The following is a 17,196-nucleotide window of genomic DNA, read 5'->3' as shown; positions in this document are numbered from 1 at the left end:
AAAACGCCGCGGACAATAACGTCCGCGGCGTTCCTTTTATAGCGACATCAATCGTTCAGGCCGTGACCGCCACTCTACGCGGCGACAGAACCGATACGACGAAACTCACCACGATATTCACCGTCAGCGCGATCAGGCCGATATACACGGGATAGACCGCATCGCCGAGATGCAGCGCGAACACCGGCTTGAGGCCTTGCGAAATCGCCAGCCCGGTTCCGAGCACGATCCCGGCCAGCCAGCCGAGGAACAGGCCCGGCGTGTTCAGACGACGCGTGTACAACGAGAACACGATTGCCGGGAAGATCTGCAGAATCCACACGCCGCCCAGCAATTGCAGGTCGATAGCGTACTGCGTCGGCAGGAACACGATGAACAGCAGCGCGCCGAACTTCACGACCAGCGAGACGATCTTCGCCGTGGAAGCCTCGCCTTCCGGCGAGATATTCGGCGAAACGAGCGGACGCCACAGATTGCGCGTGAACAGATTGGCCGCACCGATCGACATGATCGCCGCGGGCACCAGCGCGCTGATCGCAATCGCCGCCGCCGCGAAGCCGACGAACCACGACGGGAACAGCGTGTTGAACAGCGCCGGCACCATGTCCGAGGCCGACTTCACATGCACGCCGGCCGCAATCGCCATATAGCCGAGCAACGCGATCAGGCCCAGCAGCAGCGTGTACGCCGGCAGGAAGATCGCATTCTTGCGCACCGTATTCGCCGACGATGACGACAGCACCGCCGTCATGGTATGCGGATACATGAACGCCGCCAGCGCCGAGCCCAAAGCCAGCGATGCATACGCGGTGAATTGCGTCGGCTTCAGAATGATGCCGGTTGCGCCACCCTTCGCCTTGAAATACGTATCGGCTGCGTCGAACACATGCGCGTAACCGCCGAGCTTGGCCGGAATCAGCCACACCGCCGCGATCACGACGATGTAGATCATGATGTCCTTGACGAACGCGATCATCGCCGGCGCGCGCAGGCCGCTGGCATACGTATACAGCGCGAGAATCACGAAGGCGACGATCAGCGGCATTTCGCCGGTCACGCCGAGCCCCTTGATCACGACCTGCATGCCCACCAGCTGCAGCGCGATGTATGGCATGGTCGCAACAATGCCGGTGATCGCGATGGCCGCCGGGAACCACTTGCCGCCGTATTCGCCCTGCACGTAGTCCGCCGCCGTGATGTGGTTTTTCGCGTGAGCGATCTTCCACAGTTTCGGCATCACGGCGAACACGAACGGATAGACAATGATCGTATACGGCAAGGCAAAGAAGCCATATGCACCGACCGAATAGACCAGCGCGGGCACGGCGATCACCGTATAGGCGGTATAGAAGTCGCCGCCCACGAGGAACCATGAAATGACCGTGCCGAACTGGCGGCCGCCGAGGCCCCACTCGTGCAATTGGGTCAGGTCGCCCCGTTTCCAGCGCGCGGCAAAGAAGCCGATCACGGTGACGAGGGCGAAGAATGCGATAAAGACGGTCATCGCAACCGGATTCACGGGATTGACGTCGCTCATTTGACACCTCGGTACACGGCGTAAATCAGTAGCGAGGTCAACGGCACCCACAAGAACTGATACCAGTAAAAGAAAGGAAAGCCCGCAAACGACGGACGCGTGTCGTTATAGAACGGCAGCCAGAGCAATGCGATGTACGGGAGCAGCAGGATCAGCCATAGCCATGAACGGCCGGCAGGTTGGGATGTCTCCACAATCATCTCCTAAGTCTATTATTGACACCACGCGCCACGACTCGTGGTCCGGCACGCGGAAACCGGCAGCGGTATAAGTCGGCAAACCGGGGTGCTTATTACGCCGTGCTACGCGCGCGACGGCGGGCGCAGCCGCCTGCAAGGCGCACTGTGCCGTGGGGATGTAGTATTCGCCTTCGTGAGCGTCCTCACAAGCGCGCAACTACGTAAGCGGGCTACGTAGTACTACGTAGCCGGTTAGCGGTTTTTTCAACGATGAAACTCAAAGCCAAGATTGTCCTGCTGGCGATCGTGCCCTTTCTGGCCGCCATCGCGAGCATCGAAGTCGGTGTGCAACGGCAGGCCACTGCGCTCGCCGAGACGCAACACGCGACCACGCAGGCTGCTTATATGGCCAGCAAGGAGATCGAGCTCAAGCATTACGTCGAGCTCGCCACCACCGCGATCGCGCCGCTCTATGACGCCGGCCGGGACAATGCGCGCGACGACGCGACGCTGCGCGCACGCGCGCTCGACGTGCTGCAGAAAATGGACTTCGGCAAGGACGGCTACTTCTTCGTCTACGACATGCACGGCCGTTCGTTGATGCATCCGCGCGAGCCGGACCTCGTCGGGCGCGACCTGTGGGAACTGCGCGACCCGCAAGGCACGCTCACCATTCAGCAACTGCTCGCCGCGGCCTCGCGCGGCGGCGGTTATGTGCGCTACCTGTGGCATCGTCCGTCGACGGGCAAGGTGGCGTCGAAACTCGGCTACGTGGTGCCGCTGGAGCGCTGGGGCTGGATGATCGGCACCGGCATCTATCTCGACGACGTGGACGACACGCTCGCGCATATCGACGAACGCGCGGCCGCCAACATCGATCGTACGATGAAATGGATCGACGCGATCGCCGTGGCCGGACTCGCCGTGATCGCGCTGTGCGCGCTCGTGCTTAACGTCACCGAATATCGCAGCGCGGACGCCAAGCTGAAGCGGCTCGCGCAGCAGGTGGTGGAGTCGCAGGAAAACGAACGGGCGCGCTTGTCGCGTGAACTGCACGACGGCATCAGCCAGATGATGGTCTCCGTGAAGCTGCTGCTCGAATCCGCGCTGGCGCGCTTCGAGCGCAGCGAAGTGCGCGTGCCCGCGGCAGAGGCCGCGCTCACCACCAGTCTCACGCGGCTTGGCGATACGTTGCGCGAAGTGCGGCGCATTTCTCACGCGCTGCGTCCGTCGATGCTGGACGATCTCGGCGTGGCGGCCGCACTGGAACAACTCTCGCGCGAACTCAGCGAGCAGTCGGGCATCGAAATCGGCTTCACGCAGATCGCGCACACTCACGCCGCGGCTTTGCCGGATGCGGTCAACACCGTGCTGTTCCGGATTGCCCAGGAAGCGCTGACGAATATCGTGCGCCATGCGCAAGCGACGAACGCGGCGCTCGCGCTGGAAATTTCGAACGACGCCGTCACGCTGAACATCGCGGACAACGGGCGCGGTTTCGACGTGACGCATGTGTTCGTCGGGCGGCGCTCGGGCGTGGGTCTGCGCAATATGCGCGAACGGCTCGAAGCGCTGGGCGGCACACTGTCGCTCAGTTCACAAGCCGGCCATACGCTCGTCACCGCGCGCGTGCCGCTGGGATCGACCGAGCCGACATTGCCGGCCTTGCAGGAAACCTCATCATGAACGACGCCTCACCCGCTATCGCCCGTCTGATTCTCGTCGACGACCATCCGCTCGTGCGTGACGGTTTGCGCGCGCGGCTCGAAGCGGTGCGCAACCTCGAAGTGGTCGGCGAAGCCGGCAATGCGCAGGAAGCACTCGCCCTCGCCGCGAGCGCGGAACCGCACCTCGTGCTAATGGATGTCGGCATGAACGGAATGAACGGCATCGCGCTGGCCGGCATGTTTCACGAGCGCTTCCCGGCGATTCGCGTGCTCATGCTGTCGATGCACGACAATCTCGAGTACGTGACCCAGGCGGTGCGCGCGGGCGCGAGCGGCTACGTGCTGAAGGACTCGCCTTCCACCGAAATCATCCAGGCAATTGGCGCGGTACTCGAAGGCAAACAGTTTTTCAGCGCGGGACTCGGCGCGCGTCTGATTCAGGCTTCGGCAATGCAGTCACCCGTCGAACGGCTCACGCCGCGCGAGCGCGACATTCTCGACGCGCTTGCGGAAGGTTTATCGAGTAAGCAGATCGCTCAGCGCAACGATCTCTCCGTGCGTACGGTGGAAACGCATCGGTTGAATCTGAAACGCAAGCTCGATATTGAAGGTCAGGCCGAGTTGATCAAGTTCGCAGTGGAGAACCGGCGCACGAAACGGTGAAGACCTACTCAACGCCCAACACCTGGAGCTGACGAGGATGAAACGCACGATCCCTTTGCGGCTAGCGAGTCTGCTGATCTGTTTCGCCGCCACTGCTATTCACGCCTATGCCGAACCGGCGCGCGTCAATCGCGGTCACGACCCGTTCTTTCAGATTTCCAAAGCGATCGGCGATTGTCCGGTTCCATTGGGGCCGCTCGAAACCGAGAAAGAATGGCTCGACGACAGCCATTACCGGATCGAACGGGGCAATAGTTGCTGGGTGGAAGGCCGCTGCCGTTTATCGAACGCCTATCTGTACGACGTGGAAATCGCCGAGGCCGTGCAGCGTCGCCTCACCAACATCAATTTCGCCACGCACTGGCGCGAACAATCGACGCTCTGGCTGACGCTGCAACGCCGTTTCATCTACGTGGAAGGCTGCGTCGCGCCGGGCTTCGACAAGCAGAGCTTCCTCACCGAGCTCGCGAAAACCGCGGACGTCGAGCGGGTGATCGACGATACCGTTACCAATCCGCACGCCGCACAACTTCCCTACAAAACGCTTGCGAATCCGGACAAGCCAGTGCTCGATCCGGGCAACTAGCCACATAAGCCGACGAGCGACAGCAGCGCGCGCGTGATACCCGGTATCACGCTGCAACGCCTATATCGGCAATCGGACATAGCAACGCAGAAATCGAACTTTGGGCGTTCCGGCGTCATTGCTACCATCGGCGACCCGACATATCCGGTCCGCACAACAATGACAACACAACGATCGCAGCGCCCTTCTCTTCGTCTTGGCATGATCGGCGCCGCCGTCGCCAGTCTCGTCGCTCTCGCCTCCTGCGGCGACGACAATCTGCCCGGCCCGACGCCCACACCCGTAGTCGCCCAGAAACGCCCGAACATTCTGTACATCATGGCCGACGACCTCGGCTATTCCGACATTCACGCGTTCGGCGGCGAAATCAACACGCCCAACCTCGACGCGCTGGTGCAATCGGGCCGCATCCTGACGAATCACCATACGGGCACGGTCTGCGCGATCACGCGTTCCATGCTGATTTCCGGCACCGACCACCATCTGGTCGGCGAAGGCACCATGGGTGTGCCGACCGACGAGCGCAAAGGACTGCCGGGTTATGAAGGCTATCTGAACGACCGCGCGCTCTCCGTGGCGCAACTGTTGAAGGACGGCGGTTATCACACGTATATGGCCGGCAAGTGGCATATCGGCTCGGGCATTGTCGGCAGCACGACGGGCGGCGGACAGACGCCGGACCAATGGGGCTTCGAACACAGCTATGCACTGCTCGGCGGCGCCGCGACCAACCACTTCGCGCACGAGCCCGCGAACTCGCAGAACTACACCGAGGACGGCAAATACGTGCAGCCCGGTCAGCCGGGACAACCTGGCGGCGCGGGCGGCAGCCCTGCAGTGTTCTATTCGACCGACTTTTATACGCAGCGCCTGATCTCGTACATCGATTCGAACAAGGGCGACGGCAAACCGTTCTTCGCCTACGCGGCCTACACGTCGCCGCATTGGCCGCTGCAAGTACCCGAACCATATCTGCACAACTACGCCGGCAAATACGACGCCGGTTACGACGCGATCCGCAACGCGCGCATTGCGCGACAAAAAGCGCTCGGCATTATTCCGAACGACTTCGTGCCGTACGGCGGCGCATCGGAAACGCTTGTCGCTACCGCGGCCACCGCGAACAACGGCACGGTGAACGCGAAGTACGTGAGCGCCGTGCATAGCGCGGCGCAAGGCTATACCGACTACGGCCCGGGCACGGTGAACAAGACATGGGCGAGCCTCTCGCCCGCCGAGAAGAAAGCCCAGGCGCGTTATATGGAAATCTACGCGGGCATGGTCGAGAATCTCGATCACAACATCGGCCTGCTGATTCAGCATCTGAAGGATATCGGCGAGTACGACAATACCTTCATCATGTTCCAGTCGGACAACGGCGCGGAAGGCTGGCCGATCGACTCCGGCGCCGATCCGACCGCGACCGACACCGCCAATGCCGCCGATCCGGTTTACTCGGCACTCGGCACCGACAACGGCAAGCAGAACGCGCAACGTCTGCAATACGGCTTGCGCTGGGCCGAAGTGAGCGCCACGCCGTTCGGTCTGACCAAGGGCTATTCGGGCGAAGGCGGCGTATCCACGCCGTTGATCGTTCATCTGCCGGGTGAGACCACGCAAAAGCCGACACTGCGCGACTTCACGCACGTGACCGACAACACCGCGACGTTCCTCGCCGTCGCACAGATCTCGCCGCCCACTCAGGCCGCGCCGCCGCTCATCAATTCGCTGACCGGCGTCGATCAGAACAAGGGCAAGGTGGTCTATAACAACCGCTACGTGTACCCGATCACCGGGCAGTCGCTGCTGCCGCTGTTGAACGATCAGGCGACGAGCGCGGTGCACACCGCATCGTTCGGTGACGAAGCCTATGGCCGCGGCTATCTGCGCAGCGCCGACGGCCGCTGGAAAGCGTTGTGGACGGAACCGCCGCTCGGCCCCGTGGACGGTCACTGGCAACTGTTCGACATGAGCGCCGACCGCGGCGAAACGCAGGACGTGTCGACGCAGAATCCTTCGGTGATCGACGGCCTCGTGCAGCAGTGGAACAACTATATGAGCAGCGTCGGCGGCGTCGAACCGTTGCGTCCGCGCGGTTACTACTGAGCACGCAATGACCGTCAGATTCAAATTGAAGAGCAAGGCGGCGCCGTACGGTGCTTACGCGGCGGTCGCCACAGTTGCGTTCGCCGCCGCTTTTACCGCCGCGACTGCCGCTTCGGCGGTCTTTAGCGGCGGTGCTAAACAAGATGCGTTCGACGCGCTCAACACGTCGCGCCCGTTGGCCGCACTCGGCTCCGAGCAGCAATGCGGGCGCTACGCCGGCTTACCCTCGCGCTGGCGCGACGATCCGAAGGCCGGCATGGTGCATCTGCATGGCGGCGACTTCGTATTCGGCAGCAAGCTCGGTTACGAAGACGAGCGTCCCGCCGGCGACGGCAAGACGCGCGTCGCCGGTTTCTGGATCGATCAGACGGATGTGACGAATGCGCAGTTCGCGGCGTTCGTGAAGGCGACGGGCTACGTCAGCGATTCGGAGCGCCAGGGTGGCGCCGTGGTGTTTCACACACCGACGCGCGACGAGATGAACGCGCGCGATCTCGCGTGGTGGACATGGGTGAAAGGCGCCGCGTGGAATCATCCGACCGGACCCGGCAGCACGCTCGAAGGCCGCCTGAACCAGCCGGTGACGATGGTCACGCAAGCCGACGCGCTTGCCTACGCGCGCTGGCTCGGCCGCGATCTGCCCACCGAGGCCGAGTGGGAATACGCGGGCAAAGCAGGCCGCGAAGGCGCGGACCTCGACACCGCGCCGCGCGACGGACACGGCAAGCCGAGCGCGAATTACTGGCAAGGCGTGTTCCCCGTGCTCAACACGAATGAAGATGGTCACGTCGGTCTCGCGCCCGTCGGCTGCTATGCCGCCAACGACTTCAAGCTGTACGACATGATCGGCAATGCATGGGAATGGACCAAGGATGCCTACACGGGTCCGCACCAGTCGCACACCAACGGCGACACCGCGGCGGTCGCGCCGCTCAGCCGCAAACACGATACGCCTATGGTCATCAAAGGCGGTTCGTTTCTGTGCTCGCGCGACTATTGCGTGCGCTATCGGGCGGCGTCGCGCGAACAGCAGGAAGCGGATTTGCCGGCGTCGCACATCGGTTTTCGCACGGTGTTGAGGGACGCGTCATGAAAGCTCGGCGATTCGCGACGACGGCGCTGCTGGTTGCTGCTTCGATGGTTCAGCACGTGCAAGCCGCCGCGCCGCAAGTCATCAAAGTGGGGGTGAGTGCGGGCGCGCATGCCGAGATCATGGACGAAGTGCGCCGCGTCGCGGCCAGTCGCGGACTCACGCTCGATGTGGTCGTATTCGATCAGCCCCAACGTATCGACGCCGCGCTCGCCGCGAAGCAGATCGATGCGGCGAGTTTCGAAGACGAGCCACGCTTCGACGCACAGCGCAAACAGCGCGGCTTTGCATTGACGAGCGTCGCCACCACCGTGACGTTTCCCATCGCCTTGTACTCGCGCAAACTGACGAATCTCGGCCAGTTGCAACGCGGCGCGACGATTGCGATCCCCAACGACGCTGAAGGCACCGCACGCGCCCTGATCCTGCTGCAGAACTTCACGCTGTTGACCTTCAGGGACACGACCGGCCTTCACGCGACGCTCGCAGACATCACGAGCAACCGGTTGAATCTGCAGATCCGCCAGGTGCCGCGCGCACGTCTGTTCGACACGTTGAACAGCGTGGCCTTCGCCGTGATCGATAGCGACGATGCGGCGCGCGCGGGTCTTTACCCGGCGCGCGACAGCCTCGGCCTCGAAGACGCGCGCTCGCCCTACGCCAACGTGTTGACGGTGCGAAATGCCGACCGCACTCAGCCTTGGGTTGCGCAACTGGTGGCCGCTTATCATTCGGACGACGTCGCGCATTTCATTCTGACGCGCTATCAGGACTCGGTGCGCCGGCCGTGGTGAACGCTTTCTCGTTCGCGTGCACGGCGTGCGGCAAATGCTGCAATAGTCCGCCGGCCATGGCTCTACCGGAGTTGTTTCGGCATCGCGACCGGTTCATCGGTTGTATTGCAATCGGCCGCGTGCCGCGCAGGCGTTTGGGTGAGCGAGTGCGCGTCGGCCGGCATGAAGCCGTGCTTGACGAGGCCGATATCGCCGCCTTCGATTCGCTCGCGGACACGTTGCTCTATCGAGCCAACGACACTTTCAGCATCATGACGCAGGGCTACGATTACCCTTCGCTGGCACGCTGCCCCGCCCTCGCTGACGACGGACGCTGCGCCATTCATCTGAACGGCAAGCCGGTCACGTGCGAAGTGGTGCCGCTCGATCCGCTCGTGCCGGATGCGCTGCAACATCTGGTTCTCGCCGGTCGAAATCAGAGCGCCTCGTACCTCGGCGCCGATTGCATTCAGGAAGGTGAACGCCCGGACGCCGCACTAATGACCGCGGAAGGCGAGATAAGAGACGCGAATGCGAGGGACGCTTTGGCGCGTCGCCGCAGCGCGCTCGAAAGAGAACGGGAAGTGTGGGGCCGTGCCGTATTCGAATCGCTGCGCAAAGACCTGTTCGACTCGCCCGCCGCGTTGGCGCGCATTCCGGCCGGCGGCTTTCTGACGATCTCGATCGTGCCGGCGCTATTGGCCGTGGCGAGTACTTCCGCAGGTTGCCGACAGTTATGCCTCGACTATATCGACAGTCAACTCGCGCTGATCGACCGCAGTATCGAGCAAGCGCTTTTGCGACGCCGCCTGGATGATCGTCCAGTGACACAGGAATTGCGCGGGTTCGCACAGGCGTATCAACGTGCAAAAGCAATTCTCGGCACACCGCTTCCTGCTATGGAAGTGGAGAGCAGCGCGCCCTCTTCTCTATCACCTATCGAAGCCTATCTCTCTGGCGCACATCGATAATCAGAAGATTCGTCAGAGCTGCGTATCCAGCAGCGGGACAAACTTTTCGATCAGCTTTTCCGTAAACGGCCGATGCATCCATGCTTCGAGCGTGATCTGTTGCGACTTCTTTATATCGTCGGCGAAAACAGCGGTTTGCTGCCTGGCGAAGTCACGGTCGTAGATGTTCAGATTCGCTTCGTCGTTGAGCTTGAACGAACGGTTATCGAAATTGGTCGAGCCGACTGACACCAGGTATTCGTCCACTACCAGCAATTTGCAGTGAAACATGGTCGGCTGATACTCGTACATTTCCACCCCGGCTTTGAGCAGATCGCCCCAGCACGCGCGCGATGCTTCCCGCACGGTATGCGTGTCGATCCGTTTTCCAGGCATGATGATCTGCACTTTCACGCCGCGTTTCGCCGCCTCGACGATTGCGTTGATGGTCAGCTTGTCGGGAACGAAATAGGCACTCGCCAGATGAATGGAATGCGTGGCCGCCGTGATCGCCATCAAATACATTAGCTGCATGTCGTCGCTGCCGCCAGAGGGCGAACTGCTGAACATATGCGCGAGACCGTCGCCCATTGGCTCGACATCGGGAAAATAATCGGGACCGTGCAGCACATTGCCGGTTGCCTTGACCCAGTTGTCCATGAATACGGCCTGCATATGTCCGACCACCGGGCCCTCCACGCGGAAATGCGTATCGCGCCAATGCTTTTCATTCTGCGCGTGGCCCGTCCACTCCGGCGCGATACCCACACCGCCCGTAAAACCGATACGCCCGTCGATCACCAACAGCTTGCGGTGCGTGCGATCGTTCATGCGGCCCAGACCCGTCCAATGGGGCTTGTGATACTGAATCACTTCCGCCCCGGCATCGCGAAGCAGATTCAAATAGCGCTTGTCCATTTTCGACGAGCCGACCCAGTCGAGCAGCACGTGCACCGCAATGCCCTCGCGCGCTTTATCCGCGAGTGCCTGCGCGATCTGTTCGCCAATCTCGCCAGACCAATAGATAAAGGTTTCAAATGTGATCGTTCGACGTGCGGAACGGATGCCTTCCAGCATCGAAGGAAAAATGTGGTCGCCGTTCAGCAGCATCTCGAAGCGATTGCCCGCAATAACCGGCGGCCCGAGCAGCAAACCCATTGAGCGAAGGAATTGCGGATCGTCGCTCGCGTAAAGGCGATCGATCTTATGCTCGATCTTCTTCTCGCCGCTCGACAAATTGGAAATCACCAGGATGATGACGAGCGTGACGAAAGCGGTAATCGGAATCGTCAGCATGCGTAGCCTCGATGCTAATAGGCGGGACGCGTTGCATGCGCGTCCTGCGGTTGACGAACACTCCGGACCTCGGCCCGGCTTTTACGACTAACGCAGGACGCACGGCGCGTGCCCATTGCAGGCCCGCACCTTGCTACTCAATGTCTTTACCTGACCAGCGAGAACGCTTCCCGGCTGGCTATTTCACCCGCGCCATAGACACCGACCACCGTATAGTCCGACGCCACGCATTCGAAAGTGGATGCCTGAAACGTGATGACGAAATGGCGCAGCGCGGGTCCCGTCGATGCCACCGCCGCAAGCTCGCTGGCCAGCGACGAATTCATGACTTCATGAACCGAATAGCCGGTGAGACCTTGCGACGCGAGCGGGTGAATCTCGAGATCGCTGTCGCCGGGCGGACCCAGACGATGAAATACGGTGTCCGGAAATAGCACCGCGCAAAATGGATCGTCGTCGGGATCGAATGGTCCGAACCTTTCAAAGTCGGACTCCGCAATCGGATAAGAGAGAATGACCCGGCGGTCACTCGCGACGATAAAGGGTTCGGCGGCATCTTCTGCCGGATGAGGAACGGAGTCCAGCAGGACGACCTGGTCTTCCTGCTGGGTTGAATCAGGCGTACGGGTCATCTACTTTACGACTCGGTTGCGCTCATGCGGCGGCTGACGCCGGCGCGGCTGGCGACGTGGCCGGGGCACTCGTCGCGACAGCTTTTTTGGCTGCGGCCTTTCGAACCGGAGCTTTCCTGGCTGCCTTGGCCACGGCACTCTTCTTAGCCGCCGGCTTTGCGGCGCCTTTCTTTGCCGCTACTTTTCTGGTTGCCGCGGTGGCTTTCTTTGCAACCGTCTTTTTCGCCGCGCCTGCTTTCTTTGCCACGACTTTTTTTGCTGCGGCTTTCTTGCTCACCACACCGCCAGTTGCCGCCGACTTCACTTTTCCGGCCTTCTTCGCGGCTTTGTGACCCGCATCCGCCACGGTTGCCGAGGCGCTATCGATCAGGAATCTGGTACGGTCCTTGACGGTGGCAAGCCATGCCGGCGCCGGGCCGCGGCCGCTCCACGTCGCGCCTGTTTTCGGATTGATGTACTTGGGCGGTTGCGCGCCTTTCGGCTGACCTTTGCCGCCTTTCGCATGGGTGACAGCTGCCTTTGCCGCCGACTTCAGTTCGCTCGCGCCTTCGATCAGGAACTGTGTGCGGTCTTTCACGCTGGCAATCCAACCCGGTGCGCGGCCGTGGCCCGTCCAGGTCGCGCCGGTTTTATGGTCGCGGTACTTTGCCACTGCCTTACCGGAACTCACGGCTTTCGCCTTGCCGCCGCCATTCAAGCCTCTCGCGGCGCGCCGGGCTTTTGCCTTGGCTTCGATATCCGCGGTAGTCAGGCCATGCTTGAGCATCAGGTCACGAATCTGGTCGACCGCGACTTGCGCTTTCCTGGCCAGAAGAACATCAGCTTGCGCCTGAAGCTTTTTAAGCTTTGCTTGGATTTGCTCTAACGTGGGCATTTGATTGCTCCTTATGTGGTAATCGATCGAACTATGCCACGAATGACGCGAGAAAGGCAGATTGGCGTGGCTATAAAAACACGACTCCGAGTCGATCATGCATCCGGTGGAGTACGAACTTTTTGGGTTCTTTACTACGTCGCCACACTTTTCTGGCTTTTTTCTTTGCCACTCTCCCTTTCCTTTTACTGTCTTTCCAATTCCTGGGCCGGCCTTGCAATTCCCCGTCGGCGGCTGCGACAGCATTCCGTCGCACTGGAAGGCGGCCGCCGTACATTGCGGCATGAGCCGCTTCTACTATAGGCAAGCATTAGAAGATTCAAAGGCCAGTAGTACATTTTTTATTGCCTGAGTACGTTTGCGCGTCTACTAGCTCTGATAAAAACACTTTTTCAGCTCCAAGATCCTGGCTTTCCAGAGACGCAATGCGCCAGCCGGCATCTTCGTAACCCCGCGTTACCAATCTCGCAGCGCTGTTTCACCTGTGTCCGGACCGCCCTTCTACACTCCAAACCGCAACTCGATGCAAAGCTCTGGAAAACCCGCAAGGGTGAAAGCTGAGGCAATCGGATGCATCGCACTTCGATATGCAAGGAGAAGGCAAATGAACAAGAAGATCATCGGCGCGGTATTCGGTCTGGCAGTGCTGGCGGTATCGTCGGCAGCTTCGGCACACGTGGATGTGGCTGTCGGTGTCGGCATTCCAGTCGGCGTGGTTGCACCGCCGCCTGTTTATGTCGCGCGGAGTCCGGCTCCGGTGCCGGTTGTTTACGGCGGCTACGACGACTGGCGCGCACGCGAATGGCGCGAACGCCGTGAATGGCGGGAACGCGAATGGCGCCGTGAGCATTGGCGCGAACATGAATGGCGGGAACGCCACTGGAATGGCTATTGAAATGACGCCGTATAGCGCCATGTCAGAACCCCTTTCCAATTGCACGGTACATTTCAGATGAAAGCTGGTTACATCAGAGCCGCCCTCGCGGCGGTGGCGCTCACTTCAGCAGCGGTCGGCACGGCAAACGCGGCCGGCTGCATGAAGGGAGCAGTTGTAGGCGGAGTGGCGGGACACTATGCCGGCCATCACGCGGTGGTCGGCGCGGTCGGCGGCTGTCTGGTCGGGCGGCATATGGCCAGAAAGCATGCGGAAGAACAGGCTGCGCAACGCCAGCAAGCCAGAGTGGAATAACCCAGGTTCGGGGGCGCACGCGCCCCGTTCAGGCGATTCGCAATCCGTGCGTCGGCAGAATCTCCTGGGTGGTCACGAAGCGGTGCTGTTTGACCGCGTCGTGAAACAGACGGTAATCGCTTTTCTCAAAAGCGTCCGTCCATTCGGGCTTGTCGCCGGTATCGTCGTCGAACTTCAAACCGGTGGCCTGGTACTTCCAGGAGCCGGGACCTTTTGGCACATAGTCCGGAATCGACTCTTTCAAACCCGGAATACCGCCCGCCTTCACGACGCGGCAAATGTGCCGCAAGCGATCGTTGTCGTCCTCCAGCCGGTTCGTATTGAGCAGGTTCGTGAGCACGTCTGTCACATCGCCCGGCAAGCCGGGCAGGTTCTCGAAGTCTTGCCGCCCCGCCAGATAGGCGCGCACCGCGCGGCACGCCATCTCGGCCGCTTGCACGAATTCCGGCAGGTTGTGTCGTTGGACAAACTCGTTTCTACCGTCGATGTAATGCCATTTCGCCCACGGCTGGTCAGGATAGTGCAAGGCAGCGCCGTGACCGACGGGCAGCGCAACGGTCAGCACATCCTCCTCGATATGTTCGATCAGATGTTCGCTGGCGAGTCTGAGTTTGGCGAACCAGCCTTTGCGGGTGCAGTCCTGAGCCTCCAGTAGATGAACCCGATTCCACGGACTTTCGATCCCGGCGAACCCCTGATGCGCCCATGTATCGACATACGTGTGAAGCGTCACGCCCAGCCGATGCAGTCCCGTTTCGGTGTTCCGGCGCAGGATCGCGCGCCGCACCACCTCGCGCGCGACCGCGCTATCCGGCCGGCACACGGCCTTTTCGTGCAACGTCGAGCCCTCGGCCGCCGGCAGAAAATGAAAGGGCGTCCACACCAGACGGTTCTTGTCGTCCTCGGTGGTGGCGTAATCGAACAACTTGTGCGCGGTGGCGAAACGTTCGAATGTCTCGCCGCCCTTGAAGCGCAATATGCCCGCGGTCGTCGCATCGTCCACATATTGGCAGGCGTGCGCCACGGTGATCGCGTCGCCGGCCGGCATCCCGGCCACGCGGGCTGCGATATAGACGACACCATAATGAAAGTCGATATTCATGGCTGGCGCTCCTGAAGCGCGACGAATGACGACGGGGGATTCTGGACTGAGCGGCGAGGTGGATGCCGCGTCGGCGCGTGAGTAGATAGTAGACGACCGAACGCGCCGGGACTTTAAAAAACTCACCGCCCTGTTTCAAGCTTCAAGCCGAGTCCGGTACGCGCGCGCGCCGCGCTGCTAAATAGACTTGCGACAATCTTTCCGCTTTTATTATTTGCACTGTCCGGCGGCTCAGCTATGCTGTGTGCCATTGGAAACCATTCGTAATGCGAAAAAGCATAACCGGGCCGCACGACTCTCCAGTCCAAACCTTCGGGCAGTACAGGCTAACGCAAAAGGATAATTGCCGTGAAACTAGACAATTGGAAAGAAGGCGCCAGTCCGGAACGGCGCAAGCTGATACGTAGCAAGCTTCACGTCTTGCTGGCCACGATCGGCACGCTGGCGTCCGTGGTGGGGATCTGCGTGGCCATTAATGGTGGACTGGAATTCAATCGCACCAAAGTTTTCATCGGAGTCGGCATTACCGTCGTCTCCACCATCGTTTATATCTCGATGCTTTTCGCGCCGGCAGAGTGAGATCCGGTGTTCTGCGCGCTTGCGCATAGGCACCGCCATCGAACGGGTCGTTAAGATAGGTGGGTAATTTTCAGGCGGCTATTCCAACGCGAGTTCAGATACTCGAGCGCGAGCCGCCGGTGGCAATGGTGTGGTAAATGTTCACTGCAAAGCAGGCAAGCCGAGCGGAATAGATCGACATCCAGATTGCTTTCCACCCGGCGACGGGCAATCAACTCGACGTAAGCCGCCGAGTACTCGTCCCACGTCAGTTCGTTCGCTTTGTAGCGCTTGAACGAGTCGGGCTCCGGAGCCAGCTCGGGCATTTGCTGGTAAGCAGCGCCGCACAATTTGTCGAGAAAGAACGGCAGATCCTGTTTCTTCGCGAAGCCGGCCAGTTGCGACGTGTTGCTCAGGCGAACGTCGAGCACCGTCCGCACCTGGGCGTTTTTCAGCAGATCGAAAAATTCCTGAGCCGTCTTGCCGGTAAATCCGATGCTGGCGACCTGCACGGCATTGTTTTCGCGTTTCATTGCGGGGGTACCTGGCAGTGGGCAGACGCAGTGCCCGGAAAAAGAAAAGCCCCGCTGCGAAATTCGGAGCGGGGCTCAGTCTCAGTTCACGTCGCGCTGTTTACTTGACGATGCCGACCAGTTCGACCTCGAAGGTCAGGTCGCTATTCGGCGGAATCACGCCGACACCGCGATCGCCGTAAGCGGTCGCTGCCGGGCAGGTCAGTTTGGCCTTGCCGCCCACCTTCATCTTCTGCACGCCTTGCGTCCAGCACGGAATCACGCGATTCAGCGGAAACGTGGCCGGGCCGCCGTGTTTCGCCGAGCTATCGAACTCGGTACCGTTGGCGAGCGTGCCGCGGTAGTTGACCTTCACGACATCTTCAGCGGCCGGTTGGGCGCCTGTGCCTTGCGTCAGATGTTCGACCACGACGCCGGAAGGCAGTTTTTCGGTGGTGGGCGCGGCGGCCATTGCCGTCGAAGACAGAAGAGCTGCTGCGACCAATGCAACGATAGATTTCAAAGCGAGTCTCCAGATGGGTAGTGCGCCTCATTGTAACGGATCGTATGGGTCGCCTCGCCACGCGCGCGGAAGTCCGCGAGCATCGTCTCGCGTTCGCGGACGTCGGCCAGCACGGCCGGATCGAGTAGCGCGGTAATCACTTCTTCGCGCTCGCGGCTCGCTTGCGCCATGACATCGCCAGACGGACTCCAGATCGCGCTCGCGCCGCACGTGGCCCAGCCGCCGGTTGTGCCGACGTGATTCGACAACAATGCATACATCGTGTTGTCGAAGGCGCGCGCGGGAAACCAGATGCGCGACTGGTGGTAGCCGGTCTTCACGCTGAAGAGTGCGCTCACCAGATATGCGTGTGCGCCGTTGAGCGCCGCATGCCGCGCATGCTCCGCAAAACCCGAGTCGTAGCACACGCCGAGTGCGAGGCGCCATCCGTCGAGTTCAAGCATGCGGCCTTGCGTGCCCGAGCGATAGATCTTTGTCTCGCTGTTGTACAGGTATTGCTTGTGATACGAATCGAGTTGCGCGCCGGAACGGCTGAATACGAGCGAAGAGATATGCAGGCCGCGCTCGCCGCGCGTCGCCGCACCGACGATGACGGCGATTTCACGCTGCCGGCAGATGTCCCGAATCGGTTCGAGCCGCGCGTCGTGTGCATCGAAAGCGTATTTCGCGGGATCGCCGGCGATCAGGTCGGGTTCGTAACCGGTCAGGAATTTCTCGGGAAAAACCACCAGTTTTGCACCGGCGTCGGCGGCCAGAGCGGTCAATTCGACCGTTCTGGCGATGTTGGCCGTGACATCGCCGCACACCGGTTGAGCTTGCGCAGCCGCGATTCGCAGTGAGGATTGCGGCAGCAATGACTGTGTGTGATTCAACATGCGCTCCGTGATGCAAGGACTGTTGCAATGTAGTCGCGCGCTTTCAACCCTTGAGTTGAGAGGCAAGCGAAGCCCCGGCATTTA

The 17,196-nt window shown here is 61.0% G+C and carries 20 protein-coding genes; 11 read left to right on the top strand and 9 right to left on the bottom strand.

Annotation, left to right across the window (positions count from 1 at the left end):
* Nucleotides 1-55: 55 nt before the first annotated feature.
* Nucleotides 56-1,537 carry a monocarboxylate uptake permease MctP gene (gene mctP, locus PQR54_RS10765; protein ID WP_408245361.1) on the bottom strand — a complete coding sequence of 494 codons (1,482 nt, stop codon included), beginning with the start codon at nucleotides 1,535-1,537 and terminating at the stop codon, nucleotides 56-58.
* Entirely contained in the window at nucleotides 1,534-1,731 is a 198-nt protein-coding gene (locus PQR54_RS10760; protein WP_012426370.1) for a DUF3311 domain-containing protein, read from the bottom strand. Before PQR54_RS10760 ends, mctP begins: the two co-directional genes overlap by 4 nt.
* A 255-nt stretch (nucleotides 1,732-1,986) precedes the next feature.
* On the opposite strand from PQR54_RS10760, the gene PQR54_RS10755 reads away from it, so the two are divergent.
* The 7 genes from PQR54_RS10755 (at nucleotide 1,987) to PQR54_RS10725 (ending at nucleotide 9,572) form a co-directional block, all read left to right on the top strand.
* Nucleotides 1,987-3,402: a cache domain-containing protein gene (locus tag PQR54_RS10755; protein ID WP_408245359.1), complete on the top strand. Its 1,416-nt coding sequence runs from the start codon at nucleotides 1,987-1,989 to the stop codon at nucleotides 3,400-3,402.
* Nucleotides 3,399-4,046 (top strand): response regulator, encoded by a 648-nt coding sequence (locus tag PQR54_RS10750; protein WP_408245357.1) that lies wholly within the window; start codon nucleotides 3,399-3,401, stop codon nucleotides 4,044-4,046. The genes PQR54_RS10755 and PQR54_RS10750 overlap by 4 nt, the downstream gene beginning before the upstream one ends.
* Before the next feature lie 37 nt (nucleotides 4,047-4,083).
* Nucleotides 4,084-4,632: a hypothetical protein gene (locus PQR54_RS10745; protein ID WP_408245355.1), complete on the top strand. Its 549-nt coding sequence runs from the start codon at nucleotides 4,084-4,086 to the stop codon at nucleotides 4,630-4,632.
* Nucleotides 4,633-4,791: 159 nt separating this feature from the next.
* Complete coding sequence (locus tag PQR54_RS10740; RefSeq protein WP_408245353.1) at nucleotides 4,792-6,738, top strand: arylsulfatase; 1,947 nt, start codon at nucleotides 4,792-4,794, stop codon at nucleotides 6,736-6,738.
* A 7-nt stretch (nucleotides 6,739-6,745) separates the two neighbouring features.
* Nucleotides 6,746-7,831 (top strand): formylglycine-generating enzyme family protein, encoded by a 1,086-nt coding sequence (locus tag PQR54_RS10735; protein ID WP_408245351.1) that lies wholly within the window; start codon nucleotides 6,746-6,748, stop codon nucleotides 7,829-7,831.
* 44 nt (nucleotides 7,832-7,875) lie between these two features.
* Entirely contained in the window at nucleotides 7,876-8,622 is a 747-nt protein-coding gene (locus PQR54_RS10730; RefSeq protein WP_408246052.1) for a MetQ/NlpA family lipoprotein, read from the top strand.
* Nucleotides 8,616-9,572 carry a hypothetical protein gene (locus PQR54_RS10725; RefSeq protein WP_408245350.1) on the top strand — a complete coding sequence of 319 codons (957 nt, stop codon included), beginning with the start codon at nucleotides 8,616-8,618 and terminating at the stop codon, nucleotides 9,570-9,572. Before PQR54_RS10730 ends, PQR54_RS10725 begins: the two co-directional genes overlap by 7 nt.
* 12 nt (nucleotides 9,573-9,584) lie before the next feature.
* Here the strand turns inward: PQR54_RS10725 and cls are convergent, their stop codons facing one another.
* From cls to PQR54_RS10710, 3 genes are all read right to left on the bottom strand, one after another.
* The gene (cls, locus tag PQR54_RS10720) at nucleotides 9,585-10,847 is read right to left on the bottom strand and encodes a cardiolipin synthase (RefSeq protein WP_408245349.1); all 1,263 of its coding nucleotides are present in this window, start codon (nucleotides 10,845-10,847) and stop codon (nucleotides 9,585-9,587) included.
* Nucleotides 10,848-10,993: 146 nt separating this feature from the next.
* Nucleotides 10,994-11,479: a hypothetical protein gene (locus PQR54_RS10715; protein WP_408245348.1), complete on the bottom strand. Its 486-nt coding sequence runs from the start codon at nucleotides 11,477-11,479 to the stop codon at nucleotides 10,994-10,996.
* Nucleotides 11,480-11,501: 22 nt separating this feature from the next.
* Nucleotides 11,502-12,353: an H-NS family nucleoid-associated regulatory protein gene (locus PQR54_RS10710; protein ID WP_408246050.1), complete on the bottom strand. Its 852-nt coding sequence runs from the start codon at nucleotides 12,351-12,353 to the stop codon at nucleotides 11,502-11,504.
* Nucleotides 12,354-12,450: 97 nt separating this feature from the next.
* Between PQR54_RS10710 and PQR54_RS10705 the strand changes: the two genes are divergently transcribed.
* From PQR54_RS10705 to PQR54_RS10695, 3 genes are all read left to right on the top strand, one after another.
* Entirely contained in the window at nucleotides 12,451-12,705 is a 255-nt protein-coding gene (locus PQR54_RS10705; protein ID WP_408245347.1) for a hypothetical protein, read from the top strand.
* A gap of 252 nt (nucleotides 12,706-12,957) precedes the next feature.
* Nucleotides 12,958-13,248, top strand: coding sequence for a hypothetical protein (locus PQR54_RS10700; RefSeq protein ID WP_408245346.1), 291 nt, complete (start codon nucleotides 12,958-12,960; stop codon nucleotides 13,246-13,248).
* Nucleotides 13,249-13,305: 57 nt separating this feature from the next.
* Nucleotides 13,306-13,542, top strand: coding sequence for a hypothetical protein (locus PQR54_RS10695; protein WP_106300841.1), 237 nt, complete (start codon nucleotides 13,306-13,308; stop codon nucleotides 13,540-13,542).
* A gap of 28 nt (nucleotides 13,543-13,570) precedes the next feature.
* Here PQR54_RS10695 and PQR54_RS10690 read toward each other — a convergent pair whose 3' ends face one another.
* The gene (locus PQR54_RS10690; protein WP_408245345.1) at nucleotides 13,571-14,644 is read right to left on the bottom strand and encodes a DUF6765 family protein; all 1,074 of its coding nucleotides are present in this window, start codon (nucleotides 14,642-14,644) and stop codon (nucleotides 13,571-13,573) included.
* 348 nt (nucleotides 14,645-14,992) lie between these two features.
* Here PQR54_RS10690 and PQR54_RS10685 point away from each other — a divergent pair, with 348 nt between their 5' ends.
* A complete protein-coding gene (locus tag PQR54_RS10685; protein ID WP_408245344.1) occupies nucleotides 14,993-15,223 on the top strand; it encodes a hypothetical protein in 231 nt (76 codons plus the stop codon).
* 50 nt (nucleotides 15,224-15,273) lie between these two features.
* On the opposite strand, the gene PQR54_RS10680 is transcribed toward PQR54_RS10685, so the two are convergent.
* The 3 genes from PQR54_RS10680 to PQR54_RS10670 all read right to left on the bottom strand — a co-directional run bounded on the left by PQR54_RS10680 (nucleotide 15,274) and on the right by PQR54_RS10670 (nucleotide 17,112).
* Nucleotides 15,274-15,735 carry a DUF488 domain-containing protein gene (locus PQR54_RS10680; protein ID WP_408245343.1) on the bottom strand — a complete coding sequence of 154 codons (462 nt, stop codon included), beginning with the start codon at nucleotides 15,733-15,735 and terminating at the stop codon, nucleotides 15,274-15,276.
* A 100-nt stretch (nucleotides 15,736-15,835) separates the two neighbouring features.
* Nucleotides 15,836-16,237, bottom strand: coding sequence for an FKBP-type peptidyl-prolyl cis-trans isomerase (locus PQR54_RS10675; protein ID WP_041759096.1), 402 nt, complete (start codon nucleotides 16,235-16,237; stop codon nucleotides 15,836-15,838).
* Complete coding sequence (locus tag PQR54_RS10670) at nucleotides 16,234-17,112, bottom strand: carbon-nitrogen hydrolase family protein (protein ID WP_408245342.1); 879 nt, start codon at nucleotides 17,110-17,112, stop codon at nucleotides 16,234-16,236. Before PQR54_RS10670 ends, PQR54_RS10675 begins: the two co-directional genes overlap by 4 nt.
* Between the last annotated feature and the right edge of the window lie 84 nt (nucleotides 17,113-17,196).

It is taken from the genome of Paraburkholderia phytofirmans, assembly GCF_046028095.1.
Lineage (GTDB): Bacteria > Pseudomonadota > Gammaproteobacteria > Burkholderiales > Burkholderiaceae > Paraburkholderia > Paraburkholderia phytofirmans_A.
This window is presented reverse-complemented; position numbering and strand designations above follow the sequence as displayed.